The sequence below is a fragment of the Burkholderia sp. 28_3 genome, assembly GCF_003253915.1.
GTDB classification, from domain to species: domain Bacteria; phylum Pseudomonadota; class Gammaproteobacteria; order Burkholderiales; family Burkholderiaceae; genus Burkholderia; species Burkholderia cenocepacia.
The window spans coordinates 192,320-205,445 of sequence record NZ_QKZF01000006.1 but is presented as its reverse complement, the minus strand read 5'-3'; the positions used below and the strand labels follow the sequence as shown (position 1 = coordinate 205,445).

16 protein-coding genes are annotated in these 13,126 nt (G+C 69.3%); 13 read left to right on the top strand and 3 right to left on the bottom strand.

Features of this window, described 5'->3' with window-relative positions; all coding sequences use genetic code 11:
* Window positions 1-7: 7 nt before the first annotated feature.
* From DFS13_RS15985 to DFS13_RS15970, 4 genes are all read left to right on the top strand, one after another.
* Window positions 8-1,027 (top strand): LacI family DNA-binding transcriptional regulator, encoded by a 1,020-nt coding sequence (locus DFS13_RS15985; RefSeq protein ID WP_006482178.1) that lies wholly within the window; start codon window positions 8-10, stop codon window positions 1,025-1,027.
* On the top strand, window positions 1,024-2,304 hold the full coding sequence (locus tag DFS13_RS15980; RefSeq protein ID WP_034201266.1) for an AGE family epimerase/isomerase: 1,281 nt from the start codon (window positions 1,024-1,026) through the stop codon (window positions 2,302-2,304). The genes DFS13_RS15985 and DFS13_RS15980 overlap by 4 nt, the downstream gene beginning before the upstream one ends.
* Window positions 2,301-3,209 (top strand): carbohydrate kinase, encoded by a 909-nt coding sequence (locus DFS13_RS15975; protein WP_006495474.1) that lies wholly within the window; start codon window positions 2,301-2,303, stop codon window positions 3,207-3,209. The genes DFS13_RS15980 and DFS13_RS15975 overlap by 4 nt, the downstream gene beginning before the upstream one ends.
* 109 nt (window positions 3,210-3,318) lie before the next feature.
* Entirely contained in the window at window positions 3,319-3,540 is a 222-nt protein-coding gene (locus DFS13_RS15970) for a hypothetical protein (RefSeq protein WP_006484657.1), read from the top strand.
* A 54-nt stretch (window positions 3,541-3,594) separates the two neighbouring features.
* On the opposite strand, the gene DFS13_RS15965 is transcribed toward DFS13_RS15970, so the two are convergent.
* The gene (locus DFS13_RS15965; RefSeq protein ID WP_006484654.1) at window positions 3,595-3,789 is read right to left on the bottom strand and encodes a DUF2905 domain-containing protein; all 195 of its coding nucleotides are present in this window, start codon (window positions 3,787-3,789) and stop codon (window positions 3,595-3,597) included.
* Between the two features lie 13 nt (window positions 3,790-3,802).
* Entirely contained in the window at window positions 3,803-4,993 is a 1,191-nt protein-coding gene (locus DFS13_RS15960) for a class I SAM-dependent methyltransferase (RefSeq protein ID WP_060214931.1), read from the bottom strand.
* 13 nt (window positions 4,994-5,006) lie between these two features.
* Between DFS13_RS15960 and DFS13_RS15955 the strand changes: the two genes are divergently transcribed.
* From DFS13_RS15955 to DFS13_RS15915, 9 genes are all read left to right on the top strand, one after another.
* On the top strand, window positions 5,007-5,750 hold the full coding sequence (locus DFS13_RS15955) for an SDR family oxidoreductase (protein WP_006495477.1): 744 nt from the start codon (window positions 5,007-5,009) through the stop codon (window positions 5,748-5,750).
* Between the two features lie 75 nt (window positions 5,751-5,825).
* Window positions 5,826-6,230, top strand: a complete 405-nt coding sequence (locus DFS13_RS15950; RefSeq protein WP_006488695.1) for a dihydroneopterin aldolase — start codon at window positions 5,826-5,828, stop codon at window positions 6,228-6,230.
* Window positions 6,227-7,207, top strand: a complete 981-nt coding sequence (gene ttcA / locus DFS13_RS15945) for a tRNA 2-thiocytidine(32) synthetase TtcA (RefSeq protein WP_034178390.1) — start codon at window positions 6,227-6,229, stop codon at window positions 7,205-7,207. The genes DFS13_RS15950 and ttcA overlap by 4 nt, the downstream gene beginning before the upstream one ends.
* A gap of 135 nt (window positions 7,208-7,342) precedes the next feature.
* A complete protein-coding gene (gene glmU, locus DFS13_RS15940; RefSeq protein ID WP_060214934.1) occupies window positions 7,343-8,704 on the top strand; it encodes a bifunctional UDP-N-acetylglucosamine diphosphorylase/glucosamine-1-phosphate N-acetyltransferase GlmU in 1,362 nt (453 codons plus the stop codon).
* Between the two features lie 50 nt (window positions 8,705-8,754).
* Complete coding sequence (gene glmS / locus DFS13_RS15935) at window positions 8,755-10,572, top strand: glutamine--fructose-6-phosphate transaminase (isomerizing) (RefSeq protein WP_006488693.1); 1,818 nt, start codon at window positions 8,755-8,757, stop codon at window positions 10,570-10,572.
* 130 nt (window positions 10,573-10,702) lie between these two features.
* The gene (locus tag DFS13_RS15930; protein ID WP_060214937.1) at window positions 10,703-11,068 is read left to right on the top strand and encodes a type II toxin-antitoxin system RelE/ParE family toxin; all 366 of its coding nucleotides are present in this window, start codon (window positions 10,703-10,705) and stop codon (window positions 11,066-11,068) included.
* Window positions 11,061-11,381 carry a DNA-binding transcriptional regulator gene (locus DFS13_RS15925; RefSeq protein WP_006477596.1) on the top strand — a complete coding sequence of 107 codons (321 nt, stop codon included), beginning with the start codon at window positions 11,061-11,063 and terminating at the stop codon, window positions 11,379-11,381. The genes DFS13_RS15930 and DFS13_RS15925 overlap by 8 nt, the downstream gene beginning before the upstream one ends.
* Window positions 11,382-11,451: 70 nt before the next feature.
* Window positions 11,452-11,937: a hypothetical protein gene (locus tag DFS13_RS15920; RefSeq protein WP_060214939.1), complete on the top strand. Its 486-nt coding sequence runs from the start codon at window positions 11,452-11,454 to the stop codon at window positions 11,935-11,937.
* On the top strand, window positions 11,937-12,155 hold the full coding sequence (locus DFS13_RS15915; RefSeq protein ID WP_006477594.1) for a hypothetical protein: 219 nt from the start codon (window positions 11,937-11,939) through the stop codon (window positions 12,153-12,155). Before DFS13_RS15920 ends, DFS13_RS15915 begins: the two co-directional genes overlap by 1 nt.
* Window positions 12,156-12,280: 125 nt before the next feature.
* Here DFS13_RS15915 and DFS13_RS15910 read toward each other — a convergent pair whose 3' ends face one another.
* Window positions 12,281-13,117: an FTR1 family protein gene (locus DFS13_RS15910; RefSeq protein WP_006488051.1), complete on the bottom strand. Its 837-nt coding sequence runs from the start codon at window positions 13,115-13,117 to the stop codon at window positions 12,281-12,283.
* Window positions 13,118-13,126 lie beyond the last annotated feature (9 nt).

The window sequence follows — 13,126 nt, the reverse complement described above, 5'->3', positions numbered from 1 at the left end:
CCGAACGATGGGTACGACCATTCGCGATGTGGCGCGGGCGGCAGAGGTCTCGATCGGCACCGTCTCCCGCGCGCTGAAAAACCAGCCGGGCCTGTCCGAAGCGACGCGTGCGCGCATCGTCGAGATCGCGCAGCAGCTCGGCTACGATCCCGCGCAGTTGCGGCCGCGCATCCGCCGGCTCACCTTCCTGCTGCACCGCCAGCACAACCGCTTTCCGGCCAGCCCGTTCTTCTCGCACGTGCTGCACGGCGTCGAGGACGCCTGCCGCGAGCGCGGCATCGTGCCGACGCTGCTCACGGTCGGCCCGAACGACGACGTGCTGCGCCAGATGCGTCCGCACGCGCCCGACGCGATCGCGGTCGCCGGCTTCATCGAGCCCGAGACGATCGAGGCGCTCGCCGCCACGGGCCGGCCGCTCGTGCTGATCGACCTGTGGGCGCCCGGGTTGCGCTCGGTCAACATCGACAACGCGACAGGCGCGGCGCTCGCGATGCGCCACCTGCTCGCCACCGGCCGCTCGCGGATCGCCTTCATCGGCGGCTCGCCCGCGCACTACAGCATCGCGCAGCGCGCGATCGGCTACCGGCGCGCGTTCTTCGAAGCCGGGCGGCTGTTCGATCCCGCCTACGAAGTGACGATCGACGCGGGGCTCGACCCGGACACGGGCGCCGCGCGCGCGATGGAGCAACTGCTCGACGCGCCGGGCCCGCGCCCCGAAGCCGTGTTCGCATACAACGACGCGGCCGCGCTGGCCGCGCAGCGCGTGTGCACCGCGCGCGGCCTGCGGATTCCGGACGACATCGCGATCGTCGGCTTCGACAACATCCCGGCCGCCGCGCACGCGAGCCCGCCGCTCACGACGCTCGCGGTCGACAAGGAAGCGCTCGGCCGCCGCGGCGTCGAGCTGCTGCTCGCCGAAGCGCCCGAGCGCACCGAGATTTCCCTGCCCGTCGAGCTGATCGTGCGGGCCAGCAGCCAGCCCGCCGGCTCCCCGGCACTCGATACCGTAACGGCCACCGAATCATGAACATGCCTCCGGTCCAACCCTGCACGGCCGCGCCGGCCGCCCACACGCAAGCCGCACCGTTCGTCGCGAGCTTTCGCGATCCGTCGTTCCTGCTGTCGCACATCGAAGACACGCTGCGCTTCTACGCGACCCACGCCTTCGACCCGACGGGCGGCTTCTACCATTACTTCCGCGACGACGGCAGCATCTACAACCGCACGTCGCGCCACCTCGTCAGCAGCTGCCGGTTCGTCTTCAACTACGCGATGGCGTACCGCCATTTCGGCGATCCGCGTCACCTCGACTACGCGCGCCACGGGCTGCGCTTCCTGCGCGACGCGCACTGGGACGACACGCTGCAGGGCTACGACTGGGAACTCGACTGGCGCGACGGCGCGAAGCGCGCGACGCTCGACGGCACGCGCCACTGCTACGGGCTCGCGTTCGTGCTGCTCGCGGCCGCGCACGCGACGATGGCCGGCATCGATGAAGCACGCCCGCTGATCGCCGCCACCTACGAACTCGCCGAGCACCGCTTCTGGGATGCGGCCGCGGGCCTGTATGCGGACGACGCGACGGCGAACTGGAACGTGTCGTCGTATCGCGGCCAGAACGCGAACATGCACATGACGGAAGCGCTGCTCGCCGCGTACGAGGCGACCGGCCACCTCACGTACCTCGATCGCGCGGAAAAGCTCGCCACCCACATCACGCAGCGCCAGGCCGCGCTGTCGGGCGGCCTCGTGTGGGAGCACTACCATGCGGACTGGTCGATCGACTGGGACTACAACAAGGAAGACAGCTCGAACATCTTCCGTCCGTGGGGCTTCCAGCCCGGACACCAGACCGAATGGGCGAAGCTGCTGCTGATCCTCGAGCGGCACCGCCCGCTCGACTGGCTCGCGCCGCGCGCGGCCGAGCTGTTCGACGCGGCGCTCACGCACGCGTGGGACGCCGATCACGGCGGCCTGTACTACGGCTTCGGCCCCGACTTCACGATCTGCGACCACAACAAGTATTTCTGGGTGCAGGCGGAAACCTTCGCGGCGGCCGCGATGCTCGGCGCGCGCACCGGCAGCGAGCGCTTCTGGGACTGGTACGACGAGATCTGGCGCTACAGCTGGGCGCATTTCGTCGATCACCGCTACGGCGCGTGGTATCGAATCCTCACCTGCGACAACCGCAAGTACAGCGACGAGAAAAGCCCGGCCGGCAAGACCGACTATCACACGATGGGCGCGTGCTACGACGTGCTCGCGACCCTCGCGCGCGCGCAACGCAGCGAGCCGACGCAATGAGCGGCGGCACGTTTCCGGCTTTCGTGTCGGCGGGCGACATCCTGACCGACATGGTGCGCGCGGGCGATGCGCAGTGGACGTCGGTGCCGGGCGGCGCCGGCTGGAACGTCGCGCGCGCGGTCGCGCGGCTCGGCGTGCCGAGCGCGCTCGCCGGCGCGATCGGCGAAGACTGCTTCTCCGACGTGCTGTGGCACACGAGCGAAGCGGCCGGGCTCGACCTGCGCTTCCTGCAGCGTGTCGCGCGGCCGCCGCTGCTCGCGATCGTCCACGAGACGCGCCCGCCCGCGTACTTCTTCATCGGCGAAGCGAGCGCCGACCTCGCATTCGATCCCGCCCGGCTGCCGGCCGGCTGGACCGAGCACGTGAAATGGGCGCATTTCGGCTGCATCAGCCTCGTGCGCGAACCGCTCGCGGGCACGCTGGCCGCGCTCGCGGCCGACCTGCACGCGCGCGGCGTGAAGATCAGCTTCGATCCGAACTGCCGGAACCTGATGACGGCCGCGTACCGGCCGACGCTCGAGAAGATGGCCGCCCTCGCCGACCTGATCAAGGTGTCCGACGAGGACCTGCGGCACCTGTTCGGCGGCGACGGCCCCGACGCGATCGCGGCGGTGCGCGCGCTGAATCCGCGGGCGGCCGTGCTGGTCACGCGCGGCGCGCAGGCGGCGACGCTCTACGCGGACGGCGACGTGCACGAAGCCAGCCCGCCGCGCGTCGAGGTGGCCGACACGGTCGGCGCGGGCGACGCGTCGATCGGCGGGCTGCTGTTCAGCCTGATGGCCGCGCCGCAGCGCGGCTGGCGCGAGCATCTGGCGTTCGCGCTGGCGGCCGGCGCCGCCGCGTGCCGGCACACGGGCGCGCACGCGCCGACGCTCGACGAGGTCGTCGCGCTGCTCGAAGGTTGAAGGGACGTTGAAGGAACGGTGACCGGTCGCTGATCGGTCACCGATAAACCGCACTCACCATGCTGCGCCGCAGTGCTACGATGAAGCGTCCTATTGCGGGAGAGGCACGATGGACACGAACACGTTCACCAAAGGCATCTATACGGCCAAGGCGCATACGCACCGCGCGGACAACGGCGAGTTTCAGGGCTACGTGATCCTCGCGCGGGACGACGGCGACGAGACGGAGAACATGCGCTACGACGTTCACACGACGAGTTCGAGCGAGGAAGAAGCGTTCGAGGAAGCGAAGGCGCTCGCGCACCGGATTCTCGGCGAAATCGAACTGTAAGGCGCGAGCCGTCATGCGCGCGCCGCGGCCCGGCCGCGACGCGCCGCCTGCGGCTCAGAGCAGCCGCGCCACCATCGATACCAGCATCGTCAGCACCAGCGTCGACATGAACGGGAACGGGTAGCGCCGCCCGCCGAGCGTCAGCGTGACGTCGCCCGGCATCCGGCCGATGCCGAGCTTGCCGAGCCACGGCCAGCAGCGCGTCAGGATCATCACCGCGACAAACGACGCCATCAGCCAGCGCAACATGAGGGATGCCTCGTCAGAGCGCGTGCGAGCGGTCGCCGCGCGCGAACGCGCCGAGCGTGCCGTCGATCCCGCGCGAAAACGCGATCACCTTGAACAACTCGCCCATCTCGGCTTCCGAGATCAGCTTCTGCACCGCGTTCGCGGCCGGCAGGAAGGCGTGGATGTCGGACGGATCGATCGCGGCCAGCGCATCGGTGATGCCCGCGTTCAACAGGAAGCGCGCCTGCGAGGTATAGCCGAGCAGCTCGGCGCCGGTGGCGATCGCGGCCTCGTAGATGCCGGTGAATTCGACGTGCGCGGTGATGTCCTGCAGGCCCGGGTACACGAACGGGTCGTCGTGCGCGTGATGGCGGTAGTGGCACATCAGCGTGCCGCGGTCGCGCTGCGGGTGGTAGTACTCGTGCGCGGGGAAACCGTAGTCGACCAGCAGCACCGCGCCGCGGCCGAGCATCGTGCAGACGGTGCGCGTGAACGCGAGCGCCGCCTCGTGCGTTTCGGTCACGTAGCCGTCGCCGACGTCGAGCGCCGCGAGCACCGCCGGCAGGCCGGCCGCGCCGACCGGCCGGTCGTCGAACACGAACGCGTGCCGCGCGTCGAGCGCGACGCCGCGCTCGCGCCATGCGCCATCCGCCTTCGCGAACAGCCGCACCGGCATCGCATCGAGCACCTCGTTGCCGACCACGACGCCGTCGAACCGCTCGGGCAGCGCGTCGAGCCAGCGCACCTTGGCGGCCAGCGCCGGCACCGCGGCTTCGATCGTGTCGCGCTGCCGTTCGCGCAGCTCGCCGGACAGGTCGACGATCAGGTATTGGTCGAGCTCGACGCCCGGCGCGTCGAGCGCCGCGAGCAGCCCGGCCGCGAGCTTGCCCGTGCCGGCGCCGAATTCCATCACGCGGCGCGTGCCGCTCGCCGCGAGCGCCTCGGCCACCGGTTGCGCGAGCGTCTGCGCGAACAGCGGCGACAGTTCGGGGGCGGTGACGAAGTCGCTGCCGTCGTCGGCGCGGCGCCCGAACTTGCGCGCGCCGCCGCTGTAGTAACCGAGGCCCGGCGCATACAGCGCGCGCTCCATGAAACGGTCGAACGGCAGCCAGCCGCCGGCCGCCGCGATCGCGTCGCGCAGTTGCGCGGCAAGGGTTTCGGACTGCGCGAGCGCGTCAGGGCCGGGAGCAGGTAAACTAGCGGGTTCGTGAGCTTTCGGGTTCATCCCGGCATTGTAAATGACCGTTTCAGCCGATACGTCGACCCCACGCGTGGTGCTCGTCACGGGCGCCCTGGGCAGCGCGGCCGACGCCGCGTCGATCGGCCGTGCGCTCGCGACGGGCTTCGCCCGCCGCGGCTGGGACGTCGCGCTGCAGCGCAGCCACGGCGCGCCGCGCGCGGCCGCCGACGCGCTCGTCGCCGAAGTCGCGGCGCACGGCCGCCGCGCGGCCGTGCTCGACGCCGATCTGGCCCTGGAGGCCAATGCCGCGGCCCTCGTCGCCGCGTGCGGCGAAGCGCTCGGCCGGCCCGCATGCGCGGTGTTCGTCAGCGCCAGCGCAGGCGCCGACGACGCGCACACGGTGGACGGCGCGTCGCTCGCCGCCGCGCTCGCGCGCAACGTGACCGCGCCGCTCGCGCTGGCCCGCGCACTCGCCGATGCGACGCCCGACGCCGCGCGCGAGCACGAAGCGCTGCGCGCGTGCGCGATCCACGTACTGGATCAGGCGCTGTTTCACCCCGCACCGGCGCAGCTGTCGCACGCGCTGATGCAGGCCGCGTTGAACCGCGCGACGTCGGCGCTCGCGCTGGCGCTCGCACCGAAGGTGCGGGTCGCGGCGCTCGTGCGCGGCCACGCGCCGCACGCGGACGACATCGCGGCGGCCGCGTGCTATCTCGCGAGCGCGCCCGGCGTCACGGGCGCGACGCTGACCGTCGACGGCGGCGAGCACCTGGTGCCGCCGGCCGCCGGCCCGAATGAATGAACCGCGCGGGCGCGGCCTGACCGCCGCCGCCCGCGCCGCTTTGCGTGCGCGCACGCCAATTTGACTGGGACGACCATGTTTTCCGCTCTCCTGCACCCCCGCCTCGCGGATTGCCGCAGGCTCTACCTGCGCGACTACGAGGTGCACATCAACATCGGGGCCTTCGAACACGAGAAGCGCGGCGAGCAGCGCGTCGTCATCAACGTCGACCTGTTCGTGCCGCTCGCGCTGTCCACCCCGGTCGACGACCGGCTGCACGAAGTCGTCGACTACGATCTGATGAAGCAGAGCGTCGCGCAATGCGTGGCGCGCGGCCACATCCACCTGCAGGAGACGCTGTGCGATTCGATCGCCGCGCACCTGCTGGCGCACGATGCCGTGCGCGCGGTACGCGTCCGTACCGAGAAACCGGACGCCTATCCGGACTGCGACGCCGTCGGCGTCGAAGTCTTTCGCATCAAGGACGAGGAGCGCGCATGAACGCCCCCCACATGAACGACACGGCGGCCGACGCCACGACCGCCGAAACCGGCCGCCCCGCGCTGACGCGCCGCGAACAGAAGGAAGCGTACGAGAACAACAAGCTGTTCAAGCGGATCGTGCGCCAGGTCGGCCAGGCGATCGGCGACTACAACATGATCGAGCAGGGCGACAAGGTGATGGTGTGCCTGTCGGGCGGCAAGGACAGCTACGCGATGCTCGACGTGCTGCTGCGCCTGCGCGAACGCGCGCCGATCGACTTCGACATCGTCGCGGTGAACCTCGACCAGAAGCAGCCGGGCTTCCCCGAGCACGTGCTGCCCGAATACCTGAAGCAGGTCGGCGTGCCGTTCCACATCGAGAACCAGGACACCTACAGCATCGTCAAGCGGCTCGTGCCGGAAGGCAAGACGACCTGCTCGCTGTGCTCGCGGCTGCGCCGCGGCATCCTGTACCGCGTGGCCGGCGAGCTCGGCGCGACCAAGATCGCGCTCGGCCATCACCGCGACGACATCGTGCAGACGCTGCTGCTGAACATGTTCTACGGCGGCAAGCTGAAGGGAATGCCGCCGAAGCTGCAGTCGGACGACGGCAAGAACATCGTGATCCGCCCGCTCGCGTACGTGAAGGAAACCGATCTCGAGAAATACGCGGAGCTGCGCGAATTCCCGATCATCCCGTGCAACCTGTGCGGCAGCCAGCCGAACCTGAAGCGCGCGGAAATGAAGGCGCTGATCCGCGACTGGGACAAGCGCTTCCCGGGCCGCGTCGACAACATGTTCAACGCGCTCGCGAAGGTCGTGCCGTCGCACCTGATGGACACGACGCTGTACCCGTTCCAGTCGCTGCGCGCGACGGGCGAAGCCGACCCGCAGGGCGACATCGCGTTCGACGAGGAACCGTGCGCATCGGGCGACGACACCGCGACGCCGGGCGCGTCCAAACCGATCTCGATCGTCCAGTTCGACGACCTGTAAGCAGGGCCGGAACACCCGCCGGAACCGGGCGCCGGCCGCCCTTTCCGGCGTCGCGCGCCCGCCGCGGCAGGCCCGGAACGGCAGGGGCCGCATGCTAAAATGGACGGCTTCGAACTCCTCTGACAAGCTGGCGCCATGAATATCGTGATTTTGGCGGCAGGCACCGGCAAGCGCATGCGTTCCGCGCTGCCGAAAGTGCTTCACCCCCTGGCCGGCAGGCCGCTCCTCTCCCACGTCATCGACACCGCGCGCACGCTGCAGCCGTCCCGGCTCGTCGTCGTCGTCGGCCACGGCGCCGAGCAGGTCCAGGCCGCGGTCGCCGCGCCCGACGTCCAGTTCGCGGTGCAGGCCGAGCAGCTCGGCACCGGCCATGCGGTCCGCCAGGCGCTGCCGCTGCTCGATCCCGCGCAACCGACACTCGTGCTGTACGGCGACGTGCCGCTCACGCGCGCGTCGACGCTGCAGCGTCTCGTCGATGCCGCGCGCGAGGGCCGCTACGGGATCCTGACCGTCACGCTCGACGACCCGACCGGCTACGGCCGCATCGTGCGCGACGCGTCCGGCTTCGTCACGCGCATCGTCGAGCAGAAGGATGCGTCGCCGGAAGAGCTGAAGATCGCCGAGATCAACACCGGCATCATCGTCACGCCGACGGCGCAGCTGTCGATGTGGCTCGGCGCGCTGAAGAACGAAAACGCGCAGGGCGAGTACTACCTGACCGACGTCGTCGAACTCGCGATCGAGGCCGGCTTCGAGGTCGTCACGTCGCAGCCCGACGAGGAATGGGAAACGCTCGGCGTGAACAGCAAGGCGCAACTCGCGGAGCTCGAACGCATTCACCAGCGCAACGTGGCGGACGCGCTGCTCGTCGACGGCGTTACGCTCGCCGATCCGGCGCGCCTCGACGTGCGCGGCACGCTGCGCTGCGGGCGCGACGTGTCGATCGACGTGAACTGCGTGTTCGAAGGCAACGTGACGCTCGATGACAACGTGACGATCGGCGCGAACTGCGTGATCCGCAATGCGTCGGTCGGCGCCGGCACGCGCATCGACGCGTTCACGCACATCGACGGCGCCGCGCTCGGCGCGAACACCGTGATCGGCCCGTACGCGCGGCTGCGCCCCGGCGCGCAGCTCGCGGACGAAGCGCACGTCGGCAACTTCGTCGAGGTGAAGAACGCGGTGATCGGTCACGGTTCGAAAGCGAACCACCTCACGTACATCGGCGACGCCGACATCGGCGCGCGCGTGAACATCGGCGCTGGCACGATCACCTGCAACTACGACGGCGCGAACAAGTTCCGCACCGTGATCGAGGACGACGTGTTCGTCGGCTCCGACACGCAGCTGGTTGCCCCCGTGCGGGTCGGCCGCGGCGTGACGATCGCCGCCGGCACGACGATCTGGAAGGACGTCGCCGAAGGCGTCCTCGCGTTGAACGAGAAGACGCAGACCGCGAAGAGCGGCTACGTCCGGCCGGTCAAGAAGAAAAGTTAACCTCATGCGGGTGCCGGACGGCATCCGCTTCCACATAGAAGGTAGATTTCATGTGCGGCATTGTCGGCGCAGTTGCGCAACGTAATATCGTTCCGGTGCTGATCGAAGGTCTGCGGCGCCTCGAATACCGCGGCTACGACTCGTGCGGCGTCGCCGTGCTCGAGCCGGGCGCCCCGAAGCGCGCGCGCAGCGTCGCCCGCGTCGCCGATCTCGATACACAGGTGCAGGAATCGCACCTCGAAGGCACGACGGGAGTCGCGCACACGCGCTGGGCCACGCACGGCGCGCCCGTCACGCACAACGCGCACCCGATCTTCTCGTCGAACGCGCTCGCGCTCGTGCACAACGGCATCATCGAGAACTTCGAGCCGCTGCGCGAAACGCTGCGCGCGAAGGGCTACGAATTCGTGTCGCAGACCGACACCGAAGTGATCGCGCACCTCGTGCACAGCCTGTATCGCGGCAACCTGTTCGACGCGGTGCGCGAAGCCGTGCAGCAGCTGCACGGTGCCTACGCGATCGCCGTGATCCACAAGGACCAGCCGCACACCGTCGTCGGCGCGCGCCAGGGTTCGCCGCTCGTCGTCGGTCACGGCGACGGCGAGAACTTCCTCGCATCCGATGCGCTCGCGCTCGCCGGCAGTACCGACCGCTTCACGTTCCTCGAGGAAGGCGACGTGTGCGAGCTGTCGCTCGACGGCGTGACGATCGTCGACCGTCACGGCGCCACCGTGCAGCGCGAAATCCGCGTCGTCAGCGCGTACGGCGGCGCGGTCGAGCTTGGACCCTATCGCCACTTCATGCAGAAGGAAATCTTCGAGCAGCCGCGCGCGATCGGCGACACCGTGCCGCAGACGGACGCCTTCGACGCGACGCTGTTCGGCGATGCGGCCCCCGCCGCGTTCGCGGAGATCGACAGCCTGCTGATCCTCGCGTGCGGCACGAGCTACTACTCGGGCCTCACCGCGAAATACTGGCTCGAATCGATCGCGAAGATCCCGACCCAGGTCGAGATCGCCAGCGAATACCGCTACCGCGAGTCGGTGCCGAACCCGCGCCAGCTCGTGCTCGTGATCTCGCAGTCGGGCGAGACGGCCGATACGCTCGCGGCGCTCAAGCATGCGCAGTCGCTCGGCCACACGCATACGCTCGCGGTGTGCAACGTCGCGACGAGCGCGATGGTGCGCCTGACCGAAATGCAGTTCCTCACGCACGCGGGCACCGAGATCGGCGTCGCGTCGACGAAGGCGTTCACGACGCAGCTCGTCGCGCTGTTCGTGCTGGCCGCGACGCTCGGCAAGCTGCGCGGGCACGTCGACGCCGCGCAGGAAGCGCAATTCCTGAAGGAGCTGCGCCACCTGCCGGCCGCGCTGAACAGCGTGCTCGTGCTCGAGCCGCAGATCATCGCGTGGTCGGAGGAATTCGCACGCAAGGAAAACGCGCTGTTCCTCGGCCGCGGGCTGCACTACCCGATCGCGCTCGAAGGCGCGCTGAAGCTGAAGGAAATCTCGTACATCCACGCCGAGGCCTATCCGGCCGGTGAACTGAAGCATGGGCCGCTCGCGCTCGTCACGGAAGCGATGCCGGTCGTCACGGTCGCGCCGAACGACACGCTGCTCGAGAAGCTGAAGTCGAACATGCAGGAAGTGCGCGCGCGCGGCGGCGAGCTGTACGTGTTCGCCGATGCCGATACGCAGATCGTCAACGACGACGGCCTGCACGTGATCCGGATGCCTGAGCACTACGGTCAGCTGTCGCCGATCCTGCACGTCGTGCCGCTGCAGCTGCTCGCGTATCACACCGCGTGTGCACGCGGCACCGACGTCGACAAGCCGCGCAACCTCGCGAAATCGGTGACGGTGGAGTAAGGCCGGACGTCGGGATGGCCCCTCGCCGGGCCGTCCCGACCGTATGCGGATGCGAGGTCGGCCATTCGGCCAGGTCGAAATTTGTACCACGTAGTGGTATATAATCCTGTGCTAACTCGACCGGCTCGACATGTCTGCTTCCGTACGACGCGTCTTCAAGACGAAGTGGTTTCACACGGCAGCCGGGAAAGCGGGAATCGCCGATGACGAGCTCTGCCGCGCGGTGCGGGATCTGGCCCGCGGCCAGGGCGTCGATCTCGGCGGCAACGTGTGGAAGAAGCGCCTCGGCGGCAATCGGCAGCGCGGGATCGTGCTGGGCAAGGTCGGGCACACGTGGGTGTTCGTGTTCCTGTTCGCGAAATGCGACCGCGAGAACATCGACGCACGCGAACTGCGCGCCTTCAGAAAGCTCACCGCGGATGTCGGCCGACACACCGACAGCGACATCGCGACGCTGGTTACCCTGAAAGAGTGGGTGGAGATGTGCAATGGCTAAGAGTCGATTCAAGAGCGACGCAACGGAGGCGATCCACAGCGCCGCGTCCGGCCTTTATCGTGCGCAACTGATCGACAAGAAGACGATGCGGGAATACGACGATCTCTGCATCGAAGCCGCCCCGCAGTTCGATCCGGAAGCGATCGCCCGCATTCGCAAGTCCGTCAACGTCAGCCAGAGCGTGTTCGCGCTCTACCTGAACACGACGACCTCGACGATCCGCCAATGGGAACAGGGCGACAAGCGGCCCAGCGGCATCGCCGCGCGCATGCTCCAGATCGTCGAGAAACACGGGCTCGAGGTGTTCTCCTGAGCCGGCTTCCCCGAATGCAGAGGCACGGCCCCGGCCGGACGCGCGCCGCAACGAATATGACGGAGAGACAATGATAAGACTGTTTGGATGCGGATTGCTGGCGCTGACGTTCGCGTCGACGGGCTGGGCCGCCGAGCACTATGTCGAGGTCTGGAACCCGCCCGAGGCGCGGCAGCCTGCTGCCCGTACGCCGGACGCCCGTACGCCGGATGCCCGTATGCCGGCCGCCCACACAAGCGCCGACGCACGCACCGGCAAGAGCGCGGAGAAGCACGCGAGCGCCGCCACGCCGAAAGCCGCGGCGAAACCGCACAAGCGCCGCGTCGCGCAGGCCGTGAAGGCCGGCCCGCACCGCCCGGCCGCCGCCGCGACCGACACGCCGGCCGCGCCGCGCCCGGTTGCGCAGCCGGCACCCGGGCGTCTCACGGTGATGCAGCCCGCCGCACCGGATGCGACGCACGCGCCCACCTTCTCCAACATCCCGCGTCAATACACGCCGGACGGCAACGTGCTGCAGGTCGGCACGCACGGCCGCGCGGCGGAGGTGACTCGATAATGGAAGCGCAGACCTACCACGGCTACCAGATCTGGGGCCACGCGATCCTGCAGCAGGACGAGATCATGCAGCCCGAGCGCTTCGCGGCAAGCGGCACGATCACGCAGAACAATCGGCTCGTCGAGGCGTCGGGCGTGCTCGGCGTGTTCGACACCGAAGACGATGCGCGCGATGCCGGGCTCGAATGGGCGCGCGCGTGGATCGACAACCACAGCTGACGCACGCAACGCGCGCATCCGCGGCCGCCGTCAGCAAGGCCGCGCAGGTGCATCGCGCACCGCACATGAAAAAGGGGCGTCCATGACGCCCCTTGTTTCATTCGAACCGGGAAACCCGGAAACACTCACGCCGCGGCGCGTGGCGGCCTCACCGTCTCCTGCGGCCGGCCGACGAACCGTGCCAGCACGAGGATCGCCACCAGCGTCGCGACGTACGCGGCGATCTGGATCCCCGCCGGGCGCGCGGTATAGCCGATCAGCGTATGCAGCGCCTTGCCGACGATGCTCGTTTCCTTGAGCAGCCACGACGTGTCCCAGACCGCATCGCCCCACGACGGCACGAGCCCGGCCGCCAGCAGGAAGCCGACGCACTGGCTCGCCATGCCCGCGGCGAGCAGCACGATCAGCCCGTTGGTGACGGAGAACAGGCGCTTCAACGGAATCTGCAGCAGGCCCGCGTACATCGCATAGCCGAGCCCCGCACCGCCGAGCACGCCGAGCAGCCCGCCGGCGATCATCTGCGGCGTCTGGCCCGGATCGCCCGCGGCGATCCCGTACAGGAACAGCACGGCCTCGGAGCCCTCGCGCAGCACCGCGACGCCGACCACGATCGCGAGCCCCGTCAGCGGCCGGCTGCCGGCCGCGACCGCGCGGCCGACCTCGCCCATGTGCAGCGCCATTTCGCGACCGTGCCGGCTCATCCAGATGCAGTGCCACGCGAGCATCAGCGTCGCGACGAACATCACGCCCGCGTTGAAGACTTCCTGGCCCATGCCGGACGCCCATTGCGAGATCACGTCGGCGAACGCCGCGATCAGGCCGGCGCCGACCACGCCGCCGACCAGCCCGCCGCCCACCCACCAGCCGCGCCGCGGCACGCCCTTCGTGGCAGCCATCACGATCGAGACCACCAGCGCGGCCTCGAGCACTTCACGAAAGACGATCAGGGCAGTAGACAGCATGTCGGTATC